The sequence below is a fragment of the Alicyclobacillus tolerans genome (genome assembly GCF_900142255.1).
GTDB classification, from domain to species: Bacteria; Bacillota; Bacilli; order Alicyclobacillales; family Alicyclobacillaceae; genus Alicyclobacillus_I; species Alicyclobacillus_I tolerans.
The window spans coordinates 54395-68424 of record NZ_FRAF01000004.1 but is presented as its reverse complement, the minus strand read 5'-3'; the positions used below and the strand labels follow the sequence as shown (position 1 = coordinate 68424).

Genomic DNA, 14030 nt, shown 5'->3' with positions numbered 1-14030 from the left:
TGATACATGCTACGAACCTTTATCTTTCGAGTCCGCACCCGCGACTCGCTGGAATTAGCACCTTGCACTGCTGCGCGGTTGCCGGGCTTCATTGGGCCAGTCCCTCTGCCACTCTTGATAAAGGTGTGATGTATGTAATTTTAGCGTCTTTTTTCAGTTGACTGCGACGCTAACTGCTGCTTGGAGATCAATAGACAACACAATTTTCTAAAAGCATAGCATAAAGCTTACGGATTGTCATTAGAGAGACGTTACCAGTCCGCCATCAATCAACAAAGATTGTCCAGTGGTATATCCATTGGCGTTCGAAACCAAGAAAGCGACTACAGCAGCTAATTCTTCTGGCGTTCCATAGCGACCGAAAGGAATCTTCGCCTGTGCTTCTTTTTGATAGGTTTCCATAGATTGGCCTAAACGTTGAGCCGCGATTTGATCGAGATAGTCAATACGGGCGGTATGAATTCTCCCTGGTCCAACAGCATTGATTAAAATGTGTTCAGGAGCTAAATCCGCGGCCAGTGTCTTACAAAGACTCACCACTCCTGTCCGAAAGACATTGGATAGTACAAGATTGGAAATGGGCTGTTTGACACTGGACGATGTAATAGCAACAATTCTTCCCCACTGCTTACGTTTCATATGAGGCAACGCCAGTCGAACGGATCGGACAAAGCTCATAAGCGTTAATTCGAATGCTTTTTCCCAGAGCGAATCTTCTGTCATCGATTGAAAATCACCCGCTGGTGGGCCGCCAGCATTTTGTACCAAAATATCTGCTCCGCCAGTTTTCTCTTCTACAAACGCAAACAACTGCTGCAAGGATTCAGCTCGAGAAACGTCGCAAGCGAAAGTAAGAATCTCGGCGCCGGAAAATTCATTGCGAATGTTTGCAGCAGCGGACTCAATTTTTTCTGACGATCGCGATGTCATGACAACACGCGCACCTTCCGCAACCAGTTGCCTTGCCACTGCATAACCCAGACCTTCACTTGAAGCCATAACAAGCGCCGTTTTTCCCTGTATACCAAGATCCATTTCATAACCTCCTTGGGATGTCTCATTTGAATCATTCAGTAGTGGCGATAGAATCAGTTTGAAGAAAAGGCCATTCAGGGAGGACAACTCCCCGAATGGCACTCATGGGCAGGGCTCAGGTAGAACGACGTGCCAGATGACGCAAATTGGCGCGATGAATCGCTTTCCAGGGAATAGGCGTCACTTGGGCGTTATCCATTTCCTGATTGCTGTGGCTAACCACATTCTCGAACCGATGATTCATTCGCAAAGCCCCTGGCATTGAGAATGCTTGATTATGGTTCTCGGTGTGTTGATTGGCCATGACTACACCCCCCAAATGTAAGTTAACCACGGTTAACAAAAGCTATCCGAAAAAGTCTATGAGTCTTAGACCCCAGGCAGATTTTTTTGTTCATTAAGCACAGGAAAGCGTACACGTTCATTCAACCATTTTGCCACATGCCCAATTTCGATTCGCTCCTGATTCATGGTATCTCTATTGCGAATAGTCACTTTACCGTCTTCCTCAGTTTGAAAATCGACAGTAATACAATAGGGTGTACCGATTTCGTCATGCCTTCGATATCTTTTGCCAATAGAACCTGAATCGTCAAAATCGCAAGAGAAATCATTTCTCAATTCATGAAAAATGGTCTCTGCCTGACTGGAAAGTTTCTTTGATAAGGGAAGTACCGCACATTGAAATGGTGCAATGGCAGGATGAAGATGGAGAACAACCCGTGTATCATTTTCCGCGACTTGTTCTTCTTCATAGCTATCAGCAAAAATGGCCAAAAACAACCGATCTACTCCTAATGAAGGTTCAATACAATAAGGAATATACGGCTCTTCACCTTCTTCTTTCACTAAAAAATCTTCGTGAGAATATTCGGCGTGTTGACGCAAGTCGTAGTTGGTACGGTCGGCAATCCCCATCAGTTCTCCCCAACCAAATGGAAATTGATATTCAATATCCGTTGTTGCAGCGCTATAGTGGGACAACTGCTCCTTTGCGTGGTTACGAAGACGCAAATTGTCTTTTTGTAAACCTACAGCAAGCAACCATTCATAACAAAAATCTCGCCAATATTCAAACCAACTTAAATCCGTTCCTGGTTTGCAAAAAAATTCTATCTCCATTTGCTCAAATTCTCTGGTTCTAAAAGTGAAATTGCCGGGAGTAATTTCATTTCGAAAACTCTTTCCTATCTGGCCAATGCCAAAGGGAATTTTTTTCCTCATAGTTCTTTGGACATTCATAAAATTCACGAAGATACCCTGCGCTGTTTCTGGTCTTAAAAAAATTTCATTGGAACTTTCTTCTGTCACACCTTGAAATGTTTTGAACATCATATTAAACTGCCGCACGGGCGTAAAATCTTGCGCTCCACAATCAGGGCATTTTACATTCCATTCTTGAATGAGTCGCTCCATTTCTTGAAACGGCAAACCATCTGCCGATATTTCTTGACCTTGTGCTTCAGCTGCTGATTCAATCAACTTATCCGCTCGATGACGTGATTTGCACTGTTTACAGTCAATCATGGGGTCGTTAAAGTTGCCCACATGTCCGGAAGCAACCCAAACTTGTCGATTCATGAGAATAGCCGAATCCAGTCCAACATTATAGGTGTGATTCTGAATAAACGTTTTCCACCATACTTGCTTAATACGATTTTTCATTTCGACTCCAAGCGGCCCGTAATCCCAGGTATTCGCTAAACCACCATAAATTTCTGAGCCAGGGAAAATAAAACCTCTACGTTTGGCAAGAGAGACTAACTGTTCCATGGTAACGGGCATGCTGGTTTCCTCCAATTTCTCTGCTTTCTTTATTGTGGATATGATACAGAAGAGCAGCAACTCGTGCAATTCAATACCGGTAAAAAGTTTAGAATAAAGAACATTCAATGTATAATAGAGCCCGATCGCGTCTAAAGGAGTCGATGAAGGTTTTGGATATTCGCATGGTATTTCTCGACATTGATGGAACTTTGTACACTGAGGGACAGTTAATTGATAGTGCTGTTCAAGCTGTACAGCAATTACACAGAAAAAACATCCCTGTTTCACTCTGCACCGGGCGTTCCTATATTCATGCGAAAAACATCCAATCTGCTTTACAGATTCAAAACGGTGTATATTTTAATGGCAGTTTGGCTGTAGCCCAGCAAAAAACCGTCTACTCGACGCCTTTTTCCACTGAAACGACCCAATCGCTGATCGACCTGTTACAACAGTACGGCCATCCTTTTATCATGCATACAGACTCTCGCGTGCTTTCTTTTAATCAAAATTATCTTCCGTACAAAGAGATTTTAGATGCGTTCCATTTTCCCGAAATCGAAATTTTATTAGAAGATCAATGGGATATTCATTCATATCCGATTTATCAGTTTAACGGATTTTTTGAAAAAGATTGGGATTCACTGATTGAACAATCCGCCACTGACTGTTTCGTCTACCGTTGGGATAATCAGGCTGTAGATTTGCAAATTCTCCATAGTGACAAACATTTAGGTGCTCTTAGTATTCTGCATGAATATAAGATTGATCCACAGCATGCCCTGCACATTGGTGATGGTGGAAATGATATTGGTATGTTTCATGCTCTCGGATATTCAGTAGCTATGGGAAATGCCTCCGTGGACATACAAAATGAAGCAAAAATGGTCACTCTTCCCGCTGAAGAAGATGGTGTCTATCATGCGCTGCGCAACTTGAAACTCATTGAGTAAATCCATTCGTCACACGTTTATAAAGCTATTTTTTCTTCCATTCCTCGTCTACAGCAAAAATCTGCTCAATCATTGGCTCTTGCTGTAATGAAAATTTCACAGGATGAACCTAAAAATTATTTCAAAGGGAAGCTGAACTCTCTTTCAATTGGCGCAAAATTTCACGTAAGGCAACCGTACGATGAGAATGTTGATTTTTGAATTCAGGAGGCAACTCTGCAAATGTGTGATGCAAAGGAGGGTAATAAAAAAGCGAATCGTACCCGAATCCTCCATTACCTTGCTCTTTGCGAAGAATCATACCTTGCACCTTCCCCTCACTTGCAGCCATCACGTTGCCATTTGCATCGACTACAACAAGTGCAGCCACAAAATAGGCTTGACGCCTTTCATCTGGAATAGCTTCCATCTCCATGAGAAGCTTTTGACGATTAGCCGCATCATCGCCATGTTTCCCTGCAAAACGGGCAGAATAGATACCCGGTTTGCCTCCAAGTGCTGGTACCACCAATCCTGAATCATCCGCCAACACAGCCATCTGGGTATGTAAAGCATAGAAACGCGCTTTTTGAAGAGCAATTTCCTGGAACGAATGACCTGTTTCCGGCGCCTCCTCCACATGTACCGGAAGTGGTAACAAGTCATATGAGTTACCCATCATAGCTTGGAATTCTTCAAATTTGTGCTTATTTTTTGTAGCCACGCAAATTTGCAGAAAAAAAACCTCCATGCAGATATTTGAATTTTATAAAATACCACAAGATTAAAGGTTAGAAATGGATTGTAAGGATTCGTGAATATCTAGATGAGCCACAGTTGCTCCACTCAAACCAAACCACGATTGTAATACAGTATTCATAAAAGATTCCTGACCTGTCGTATAAAACATATGCCGAGACTCAGAAGTTCCGTTGGCGAGCATCTCTCTTTCACTCAGAAACGAATGGACTAACTGAGTGACAGAACGCGCAGAGGAAATAGTTTGGATGCTAGGACCGATTACTTTTTGAATACTTTTTTCTAATAATGGGTAATGCGTGCATCCTAAAATGAGCGTATCAATTTTTTTTTCCAAAAGAGGTTCAAGTGATTGACGAACTATAGATTCTACTTCTGCTCCATCCCACTTCCCCGCTTCCACCAGCGGAACGAAAGCAGGACAAGCTTGAGAATGGACAATCGCTTCTGGCAACAGTTGGTGCACAGCCTGTGTGTAAATACATGATTCTATTGTTAACGGCGTACCAATGACGCCTATTCTCTTCGAAATGGAATGGGATACAGCCGCTTCAGCACCCGGTTTGACAACACCTAATACAGGGATGGGGAGATGCATTTGCAAATAACGCAACGCAACCGCAGTGGCAGTATTACAAGCAATAACAATTAACTTAACACCTAAAGCACAAAAATAATTACAGATTTCAACGGCATAGCGCCGAACTTCATCAGCGTGTTTTTCACCGTAAGGACAACGAGCGTGATCGCCCACATAGATGATAGATTCATTCGGCAGAGCACGAATGATTTCTGTAGCCACAGTGAGACCGCCAATGCCAGAATCGAACACTCCGATAGGCGCGTTGCTGTTCAACATATTTTCCTCATTTCTCTTGTGGATGTTATCCTTTAAACTGCACCTCTTCCGACATGCGCCTGTTCAGGAGTTCGAGGACTTCCAATATGCGAGATTTTTCCTCTGCAGAGACAGCTTGCAAAACAGATCCAAGGTAAGCCCTCCGAGCATCGAGGACGCGCTCAATTAATTCTGCACCGTGAGCCTTCAATTGAACTCGTACTACCCGGCGATCTTCCGAATCGCGCATACGAACAACAAAATCTGCTCTCTCCAAGCGATCAACAAGGTCAGTTGTTGTACTGTATGCTAAATAAAGACGATTGCTCAAATCACCAATCGTCAATTCGCCGTCTCGATTTAGAATCACCAACGCATCGAATTGCGGAGGCGTAATGCCATACTGTTCTAAAAGAGACCGCCCGCGCCGTTTGACAATGCTATAAATCTGACGCAGGCAAAATTCTATTTCTACCACGTCATCCGGAAAGTTAGGCATGGGGTTCTAGCACCTCAATTTCATTCTTGACAGGGTGACAGATTGAAGTGAATTGTATCATCTGCGCTTGACGAGATCAACGAAACACCACCTCTGCCCGCCTCAATATTCCCTCTAAGGAACAAGCAGTGTAATGCCTCCATCCATGCGAATGGTTTGACCTCGTATCATTTCTGCTTCTTTTGATGTCAAAAACAGTGCCAAATGAGCCACATCTTCGGAAGTGACCATCCGATGATATGGAAGTCGCTCTTTCACTTGCTCCCAAGTACGTTCAATTTCCGGAAAATGTTCCAAAGCGCCTGTTTCTACCGCTCCTGCCGAAATTGCATTCGCGTTAATGCGCTGCGGCGCCAATTCGATGGCCAGATAGCGAATCAGAGATTCAATGGCTGCCTTTGAAGCTCCAACAGATGTATAAAAGGGAAAAACGTGATCGGACCCAAACGAAGATATGGCCAATAAACTACTTCCTTCAGCCATCAAGGGCACTGCACGCTGTGCAGCTATGAGCAGTGACCGAGCATTGACATTTTGCGTCCAATCCCAACCTTTGACATCCACGTCTAACGCCTTACGATTTCGTCCAGAAGCCGCATTATGCACATAGACATCCAATTTGCCGTAATATTTTTCAATCTCGTCAAACATGGAATGAATTTTATGTTCTTCAGCAAGGTTAGCTTTGACCATCAGCGCCCGTCTGCCCATTTTCTCCACTTCAGCTACCACTTCGCGTGCTGCTTCGCCGTTGCGAAAGTAGTGAATGACTACGTCAGCACCTTCCTGTGCATAAGCAAGTGCCAGCTGTTTCCCAATCCCTCTTGAACTCCCGCTCACGCAGACTACTTTATCTTTATACCGCCGTTGTTGGCTATGGCTGCTCATGCCAATCGTTTCCCCCTCGCTTTGTAAGCCGCGCATGCACAACTCATTCAGTGGGTTTTACCACTATTCTGCCGGCACTACGGGTGTCTGTTTCAAACACCTGTGGCAATTCATGAAGTGTTGTTACACGCTCAATCATTGCGTGACTATTGAGAATCCCTTGTTCCGCCATAGAAATGAGTTCTACAATTTCAACCTTTTCTGAAGCATAACTGCCCGTAACCGTAATTCCTTTGCGAACAAACTGTTGCATCTGAGCAATCTGGACGTCCCCATCGTGCATGCCCAGAACCATCACTGAACCGCCAGGACGAACAAAATCAAGCGCTGTTTGTAACGAGCGAGAATTTCCGTAGGTATCCAACACCACATCAACTCCACCGCCCGACCAACGTCGAATCTGTCTACCCAGTGCGCGCGCATCCGTTTCCAGACTTTCCACCTGTTCGGCTCCAGCCCGTTCAAACAAAGCTAAACCTTCTGTGCGACTCGAAAGTCCCATGGCCCGCACACCCAGTACGTGCAAAAGCATCACAGCCGCTACACCCAGTCCTCCGGCACCAAGCACTAACGCCGTCATGCCCGCTTCAAGATGAGATTGACGAATTGCGTGATAGGGTGTTGCAAAAGCATCCACCAATAGAGCAGCAACTTCTGGAGTCAATCGGACACCATCATAAGGAATCAATTGTGATTTCGGCACTTTGACCAATTCAGCATAGCCGCCCCACATCTGATAACCAATTACCTTTTGCTGAAGACAGAGATGATGGTATCCTGTTTGACAAAGTCGACATTGCCCACAAGGTACAAATGGGTAGACCAGCACGGATGAATGGACTGAAGAAGCGTTAGCGTCGCAAATCCTGCCCGCAATCTCATGACCTAACACTGCCGGAACAGGAGAACCAAATGGCAAGGGCATCCGACCCTCAACCACTTGACGATCGGATCCACAAACTCCACACGCTTCAACTTGAACAAGCACTTCCTCGGAAGTTAAAACCGGATCGTCCACCGTATCCACATACAGACCCTTTTCTTGAGAAAAAAGGACAGCCAGCATGGTTTAAGACTCCCGTTTTTGCCGATCACGTTGACGAGCCGCAGTCAACATAGATTCGACAATGGTCATTTTCTGCATCTCAGCCGTGCCCTCTTCAAACCAGAGTGAACGAGCATCGCGATAAAGTCGTTCTACCGGACTGCCTACCATATACCCTACGCCGCCATAGAGAGCAAGTGCCGCGTCAGTAACTTCGCCTACCATTTTAATGGCGTGCGCCTTGGCCATGGAAGCTTCAACAGAAATCGTTTCACCGCGATCGTACTTATGAGCCGCATCCAAACAAAGCAGTCGTCCAGCCTGAATGGAGATGGCCATCTCGGCCAGGCGCATCTGTACCGCTTGACGGCTAGCCAAAGCTTTGCCAAATGTGGTTCTGCGTCGAACGTGCAAGAGCGCTTGCTGTAACGATTCTTCTGCTACCCCAACTGCACTCTGGGCAATACAGGCACGGCTCTGATCGAGAAAACCACGCAACGCCAAGTCAAATCCTTGTCCAATTTCACCCAATACATTTTCCTCAGGAATTCTACAGTTACTAAAAGTTAGAATGCCGTGCGTGCTGCCTTTGTCACCCATCATTTGTGGTTGCATTTCTATATGTAAACCGACCTGATGCCGCGGCACAATAAACGCTGTTAATCCCTGACGGCCAGCATTGGCATCTGTTTTAGCAATCACGACAAAAATAGTCGCTTCGTCAGCAAAGGTGATTAAATGCTTGCGGCCATTCAAAACAAACTCGCCTTTTTCGTAAGTTGCAGTGGTGCGTAAATCAATCCCTGTGCCGTTGTCTGGCTCAGTTAACGCAAACGCCACCAAACATTGTCCGGATGCTACTTGTGGCACCCATTCTTTTTGCTGTTCTGGGCGACCGTTACCAACAGTTCTCCAGATACTGTTGTAGGCATGCACCACCATGCGAATGGAACCGTGACAGCGAGCTACCTCTTCTAAAATCGGAAAATACATGGCCAGAGGCAAACCTTCTCCTCCAGCCCACGTCGGTTGTGTCAAACGGTGAAAACCAAGCTGGCGAATACGCTGCCACAACTCTGGAGGAATTTTCTCATCACGCTCAATCTGCTTAGCCCATTCCACAGCCTCTTCAGTACGAAACTGAATAACTCGTTGACGGATAGCTTCCGCTCTCTCCTGAAGCAAAGTGCTTGTCTCCTCAACCAAAATGGATTCTCCTCTCCATCAACATTCTCACTTAACGATGCTAGATTTCTTTTACTTAAGTAGACTTGGCTATTTATTAAAGAGCTAACATCTGGCGCAACTCTTTCTTTTTGATTTTTCCGGAATGCGTCATCGGCAATTGTTCCATAATTTTCAATCGATCTGGAAGTTGAAACTTGGCTAATCCAGCCTCAGATAAAAACTGGCGTAACTCGTCCAATTGCAGAGTGGTTCCTTCATGAAGAACTACACAAGCTACTGTATGTTGGCCCAGCGTTTCGTCAGGCGCACCAACTATAGCCACTGTTTGAATGGAGGGATGGGCGGCGCACACATCCTCTACACTCTTTGGATCAATCTTTGTACCGCCACGATTGATAATATCGTCAGCACGTCCCATAAATATATAGCGGCCTTTTTCATCTTGGCGAAACAAATCCCCAGAGTGAAACCAACCTTCACTATCCCATTGGCGCGCCGAAGCCTCAGGATTATCGTAGTAACCTGCACTGAAATTAGGTCCTCTTGCCCACATCTCCCCAGGTTCTCCTGGTTGAACAGGCTGGTATTCTTCGTCCATTAGCACAATCTCGATACCGGGTACCGCTTGACCAACGGTTTTACTGATGGCTTCAATACCATCATCAGGCCGCGTGCAACAAGCCACAAAACCTTCTGTCCAACCAAACATGCCGCCGACTACAATGCCAGTTTCCTCTTGCAACCGTTGCAAAATGGCACTTGGTACAGGTGCGCCAGCATAAATGAAAAGTTTTACAGACGAAGTATCAGCATCCCGCAATTTAGGCGCACTGGCTACATGAATCAGATGGGGCGGCGCACCACAAAGAAAAGTGGGCTTTTCTTTGGCAATCCATTGCAGAACTCGACTCACGGCAAAACGCTCCATCAATACCATTCGGCCACAGGTGGCAATAGGCATCATCACGCCAACCAACATCCCTGTTTGGTGACAAATCGGCGCCATATTCAGCGTTGCTAAACCCCTTTGAAAACCATAAATTTGCGCATAAGCTCGACAAGACCATAAGTAATTGGCGTGTAACTGCACAACTCCTTTCGGCGATCCGGTTGTGCCTGATGTAAACACCATGACAAACGGATCGAGCGGATCTGGACGAAATTCATCAAGTAAGGAACGATTTTCCGGCGTAGCGCTGCAAAGTTGTTCAAAAGAACGAACCGGCAAGGATGGGGAGGATTGTGAACCTTGGAGAATGACGTGCTCTAAGCTAGGCAACTGTTCTTTGACAGCGAGCGCTGTTTCAATCAACGACTCGCCGCGGAAACTTTCTGCCACAATCCAAATCTTAGCTGCTGACTTACGCAAGCTATACACTAATGCCTCGCGACCTAAATCGGTTTGCAAAAGAACCGCAACGGCTCCAATTCGAGCGGCGCCAAAAAGAGCTACAACATAGTCCAAACTGTTTGGCATCTGAATAGCTACCGCATCACCTTTACGAACTCCAAGTTGGAGGAGAGAGGAAGCAACAGATTCCACCTCCCGCCATAACTCAGCATAAGTCAATTGCCTTTTTTCATCACGATGCAAAAGGTCAGGCGCAAGTCGGGCATTTTGTTCTAAAACATCAACAAATGATTCTTTGGACCATATATTTTGCTGCAGATAATGTTCTGCCCGTTCTTCTGTCAAGACCATGCCTGGAAATCGCTTCATAGCCCTGTCTCCTTTTTATTTCGCAATAACCTGCCATCAATGATCAGATATGGACAGTCTCCCTTTGAGGTACTCCACTACACCAGACACCGTGCTCAAATGATTGAAATCCGAATCAGGGATTTCCAAATCAAATTCATCTTCAAAAGCGATAGCCAACTCGGTTAAATCCAAAGAATCCGCGCCGAGATCGTCCACATAATGATTTTCTGGGCGAATGGACTCCACATCCACCTGTAATTGATTCGCTGTTACCTGCTTGACACGACGAGTGATTTCTTCCACTGTCCACTGTTCTGCCATATTGAAAACATCCTTTCTTTGTATCAAATGAATATTTTCTGTCTATCTTCAAAAACTTTCAAATCCACCAGTGAGAAGCGTCAAACCGCCGTCAATGCGGATAGTTTGTCCAGTGATAAAACGAGATGCGTCACTCGCCAAGAAAACGGCTGCATCGGCTACATCCCTTGGATTGGCCAACCTTCTTAGTGGAGTGTGACGAATCACATCTTTGCGATACGCTTCGTAATGATTGCCGCCATAATAACGAGCTGAATCTGTGTCCACAACGCCCGGATTCAAAGCGTTGCAAGTAATGTTTTGCGATCCATACTCAGCAGCAATATATCGAACAAGCGATTCCAGCGCAGCTTTGGCGCTTCCTAAAACTGCGTAACGCGGTAAGGTAAAGTCACTGCCCATACTGGACATGGCAATGATTCTGCCATATGAGCCTGTCATGAGCGGCACAGCCTGCTGCACGCAGATGACTAAACTATGTAACACCATTTTATAGGTGCGCTCCAAATGATAATCCTTTAATTCTGCAATGGATTTAAAGGCACTGGCGGCTGCGTTTGCTACAAACACATCCAAACGTCCCCAACGTTGGCGAATCTCTTGAAACATTTGCTCAATCTCTTCTTGCGATTCCATCTCTGCCCGCAAAACCAGACAATCTCTGCCCATTTGACGAATTTCTTCAGCAGTCTCATGAGCGGCAGCTTCATCACGACGATAATGCACTGCCACGTCTGCTCCAGCCATTGCCATAGCTAAAGCAGTCGATCTGCCAATTCCCCGGCCGCTACCCGTGATAAGAATTTTTTTCCCGGATAGTCCAAAAGTTTGCATATACTTTTCTGACCCTGGATTCATGAAAAGTCCCACCCTTCCTACTCTTGATTTACAAAGCGTACGCCGCTTCAAAAGCTTCACGCATCGCTCGAACTGCATTCAATTGACTGGCGTCCTTGGCACCACCCACTCGAAAAATGGGTATGCGTTTAGCTAATACTTCGACATCGAAAGAAGATGTTTCCTGGCCTGTGCAGAGAATAATTTGATCGGCTTCGAGAAGTTTTTCTCCTTCAGGAGTCTGGCCCCATAAACCTGTTTCGCGAATTTCTAGCGGTTGAAATTGCTTAACCAACTTGAGTTCTGGACGATTTAATTCTCTGCGCACAATCCAGCGTGTCGTTTTGCCAATGCCTGTTGCCCATTTGTCCGATCGCGACACAAGCGTAATGGTTCTTTGTACAGGAACACTTACTTCCGTTACGTCATACTGCTTTGCAAAGCGACTCACTTCGGCAGGAGGTGCGGCGGTTTCCAGTAAATACTTGGTTACATCACAACCGATTCCTCCCGTTCCTAGCACCAAAAGACGCTTGCCAAGGATGACTTGTCCAGTCAAAACTTCAGGATAAGTGACCACGTGCGGCAATTCAACCCCTGGAATGGAAGGAATGCGCGGATGGACTCCTGTAGCCACAATCACTGCATCAAACGAGGTCAATTCGCTCGCATGGACATTGTGCGACAAACGCACTTCCACATGCAATTGCTGCAACACATGCTCAAAATAACGCAGTGTTTCATAAAACTCCTCTTTGCCAGGGACACGTGCCGCTAAGCGGAACTGTCCACCAAGTTGCGCTTGACGTTCAAAAAGCACCACCTGATGTCCACGAGAAGCAGCGGCTCTTGCAGCTTCTAAACCAGCAGGACCTCCGCCTATCACGGCAATCTTTTTCTTTTTTTGAGCAAAAATAATTGGATAAAGACTCTCTGCGCCAGTACGCGGATTCACCATGCAACTGACTGGCTGTGGAGGTTGAGCCATTGTGTGATCCAGGCATGCTTGATTACAAGCCACACAGACGTTTAAAAGCTGCCGTTGCTGTGACAATGCTTTGTTAGCAAATTCTGCATCAGCAAGCCAGGGTCTAGCTGGTGCAATAAAATCTGCCCAACCTTGAGAGAGAATGTGTTCAGCTACTTCTGGTGTATTCACGCGATTCGCAACAAGAATTGGGATATTTACCACTTCTTTTATACTTGCTGCTACCGTTGAAAATGCTGCTCGAGGCACTACAGCAGCCACCGTAGGAACCTGAGATTCATGCCAACCTATGCCAATATTCAAAGCATCTACGCCAGCCATTTCTAAACATTTGGCAAATTCCAAAGTTTCATCAGGGTTCGTGCTTCCCGGCATACAATCTAGGCCAGACATTCGAAAAATCAGCGGAAAATTTTCTCCCACCTGTTCACGAATGGCTCTCACAACCTCCAAGCTGATACGCATTCTGCCAGCTAACGAACCGCCATATTCATCCTTACGGTGGTTTGTCAACGGAGAAAGAAATTCGTTCAGCAAATATCCTTCAGACCCCATCACTTCAATGGCGTCATAACCCCACTTTTTCGCTTTCAGAGCTCCACTAGCAAATGCCTGGATGGTTCGTTGAATATCATCGATTGACATTTCCACAGGTGTCTCACGTGTCCAATTGGATGCTATAGCGCTTGGGGCATAGGACGGCATACCTGTCTCTTTAGAAAAAGCATAGCGTCCAGAATGAAATAGTTGCATGGCTACTTTGCCGCCAACTTGATGGATTCGTTGAACCAATTCAGCAAGAAAAAAATCGTGTTCCGAATCGGTGAGACAAAACATATGGTCCCCACCGCCTTCAGGCAACACAGCGACTCCGCCAGTGATCATCAATGCAGCGCCTCCCTTGGCGCGCTCTTCGTAAAAAGCAACGAGACGTTGAAAGACTTCAGGCTCTGCCTCTAACCCTAGATGCATAGAACCCATCAATACACGATGTGGCAAATGAAGTGTGCCAATCTTCCCAGGATTTTTCAAATTTGAAAACTCATTGATCTGCTCTGCAGAATATGACATGGCGGCCCTCCTGCAATTGAAAATAGCAAATATAGGGTGTAAGATATTTTTCGATTTACAAAATATCTGATTCTCAATCTCGACGATCCTCTCTATGAAAAGGACTATACTATATTTTGGCGTAATTTTATAATCAGGTCATAAATTTTTGCCCTAAAAT

At 45.6% G+C, this 14030-nt stretch carries 14 protein-coding genes and 1 riboswitch; of the genes, 1 reads left to right on the top strand and 13 read right to left on the bottom strand.

From position 1 onward, the window contains the following. Positions 1 to 16: 16 nt before the first annotated feature. Positions 17 to 124: riboswitch (SAM riboswitch) on the bottom strand. Positions 125 to 240: 116 nt separating this feature from the next. From BUA75_RS03275 to BUA75_RS03265, 3 genes are all read right to left on the bottom strand, one after another. Beyond that, positions 241 to 1035, bottom strand: a complete 795-nt coding sequence (locus BUA75_RS03275) for an SDR family oxidoreductase (protein ID WP_072873158.1) — start codon at positions 1033 to 1035, stop codon at positions 241 to 243. Between the two features lie 115 nt (positions 1036 to 1150). Further along, positions 1151 to 1339: a hypothetical protein gene (locus BUA75_RS03270; RefSeq protein WP_072873157.1), complete on the bottom strand. Its 189-nt coding sequence runs from the start codon at positions 1337 to 1339 to the stop codon at positions 1151 to 1153. Positions 1340 to 1404: 65 nt separating this feature from the next. Beyond that, a complete protein-coding gene (locus BUA75_RS03265) occupies positions 1405 to 2820 on the bottom strand; it encodes a glycine--tRNA ligase (protein ID WP_072873156.1) in 1416 nt (471 codons plus the stop codon). A gap of 143 nt (positions 2821 to 2963) precedes the next feature. Here BUA75_RS03265 and BUA75_RS03260 point away from each other — a divergent pair, with 143 nt between their 5' ends. Continuing rightward, entirely contained in the window at positions 2964 to 3755 is a 792-nt protein-coding gene (locus BUA75_RS03260; protein WP_072873155.1) for a Cof-type HAD-IIB family hydrolase, read from the top strand. 121 nt (positions 3756 to 3876) lie between these two features. On the opposite strand, the gene rdgB is transcribed toward BUA75_RS03260, so the two are convergent. The 10 genes from rdgB to BUA75_RS03210 form a co-directional block, all read right to left on the bottom strand. Continuing rightward, positions 3877 to 4458, bottom strand: coding sequence for an RdgB/HAM1 family non-canonical purine NTP pyrophosphatase (rdgB, locus tag BUA75_RS03255; RefSeq protein WP_165611933.1), 582 nt, complete (start codon positions 4456 to 4458; stop codon positions 3877 to 3879). Positions 4459 to 4518: 60 nt separating this feature from the next. Further along, positions 4519 to 5352 carry a glutamate racemase gene (gene murI / locus BUA75_RS03250; protein ID WP_072873153.1) on the bottom strand — a complete coding sequence of 278 codons (834 nt, stop codon included), beginning with the start codon at positions 5350 to 5352 and terminating at the stop codon, positions 4519 to 4521. A gap of 25 nt (positions 5353 to 5377) precedes the next feature. Continuing rightward, positions 5378 to 5830: a MarR family winged helix-turn-helix transcriptional regulator gene (locus BUA75_RS03245; RefSeq protein WP_072873152.1), complete on the bottom strand. Its 453-nt coding sequence runs from the start codon at positions 5828 to 5830 to the stop codon at positions 5378 to 5380. Positions 5831 to 5944: 114 nt separating this feature from the next. Beyond that, the gene (gene fabL / locus BUA75_RS03240) at positions 5945 to 6718 is read right to left on the bottom strand and encodes an enoyl-[acyl-carrier-protein] reductase FabL (protein ID WP_072873151.1); all 774 of its coding nucleotides are present in this window, start codon (positions 6716 to 6718) and stop codon (positions 5945 to 5947) included. A 43-nt stretch (positions 6719 to 6761) separates the two neighbouring features. Further along, positions 6762 to 7784: a zinc-dependent alcohol dehydrogenase gene (locus tag BUA75_RS03235; protein WP_072873150.1), complete on the bottom strand. Its 1023-nt coding sequence runs from the start codon at positions 7782 to 7784 to the stop codon at positions 6762 to 6764. Positions 7785 to 7787: 3 nt separating this feature from the next. Further along, positions 7788 to 8969 (bottom strand): acyl-CoA dehydrogenase family protein, encoded by a 1182-nt coding sequence (locus BUA75_RS03230; RefSeq protein WP_242650239.1) that lies wholly within the window; start codon positions 8967 to 8969, stop codon positions 7788 to 7790. A gap of 76 nt (positions 8970 to 9045) precedes the next feature. Further along, entirely contained in the window at positions 9046 to 10671 is a 1626-nt protein-coding gene (locus tag BUA75_RS03225) for a class I adenylate-forming enzyme family protein (protein ID WP_072873148.1), read from the bottom strand. Positions 10672 to 10707: 36 nt separating this feature from the next. Beyond that, on the bottom strand, positions 10708 to 10974 hold the full coding sequence (gene acpP, locus BUA75_RS03220) for an acyl carrier protein (RefSeq protein WP_072873147.1): 267 nt from the start codon (positions 10972 to 10974) through the stop codon (positions 10708 to 10710). A 48-nt stretch (positions 10975 to 11022) separates the two neighbouring features. Continuing rightward, positions 11023 to 11832: an SDR family oxidoreductase gene (locus tag BUA75_RS03215; RefSeq protein WP_083574038.1), complete on the bottom strand. Its 810-nt coding sequence runs from the start codon at positions 11830 to 11832 to the stop codon at positions 11023 to 11025. A 28-nt stretch (positions 11833 to 11860) separates the two neighbouring features. Continuing rightward, positions 11861 to 13870: an oxidoreductase gene (locus tag BUA75_RS03210; protein WP_072873146.1), complete on the bottom strand. Its 2010-nt coding sequence runs from the start codon at positions 13868 to 13870 to the stop codon at positions 11861 to 11863. Positions 13871 to 14030: the final 160 nt, after the last annotated feature.

Coding starts and splice junctions, on each gene's coding strand:
- BUA75_RS03265 (WP_072873156.1), bottom strand. CDS start 2,820: ATGCCCGTTACCATGGAACAGTTAGTCTCTCTTGCCAAACGTAGAGGT.
- murI (WP_072873153.1), bottom strand. CDS start 5,352: ATGTTGAACAGCAACGCGCCTATCGGAGTGTTCGATTCTGGCATTGGC.
- BUA75_RS03245 (WP_072873152.1), bottom strand. CDS start 5,830: ATGCCTAACTTTCCGGATGACGTGGTAGAAATAGAATTTTGCCTGCGT.
- BUA75_RS03235 (WP_072873150.1), bottom strand. CDS start 7,784: ATGCTGGCTGTCCTTTTTTCTCAAGAAAAGGGTCTGTATGTGGATACG.
- BUA75_RS03270 (WP_072873157.1), bottom strand. CDS start 1,339: ATGGCCAATCAACACACCGAGAACCATAATCAAGCATTCTCAATGCCA.
- BUA75_RS03225 (WP_072873148.1), bottom strand. CDS start 10,671: ATGAAGCGATTTCCAGGCATGGTCTTGACAGAAGAACGGGCAGAACAT.
- BUA75_RS03210 (WP_072873146.1), bottom strand. CDS start 13,870: ATGTCATATTCTGCAGAGCAGATCAATGAGTTTTCAAATTTGAAAAAT.
- acpP (WP_072873147.1), bottom strand. CDS start 10,974: ATGGCAGAACAGTGGACAGTGGAAGAAATCACTCGTCGTGTCAAGCAG.
- BUA75_RS03260 (WP_072873155.1), top strand. CDS start 2,964: ATGAAGGTTTTGGATATTCGCATGGTATTTCTCGACATTGATGGAACT.
- fabL (WP_072873151.1), bottom strand. CDS start 6,718: ATGAGCAGCCATAGCCAACAACGGCGGTATAAAGATAAAGTAGTCTGC.
- BUA75_RS03275 (WP_072873158.1), bottom strand. CDS start 1,035: ATGGATCTTGGTATACAGGGAAAAACGGCGCTTGTTATGGCTTCAAGT.
- BUA75_RS03215 (WP_083574038.1), bottom strand. CDS start 11,832: ATGAATCCAGGGTCAGAAAAGTATATGCAAACTTTTGGACTATCCGGG.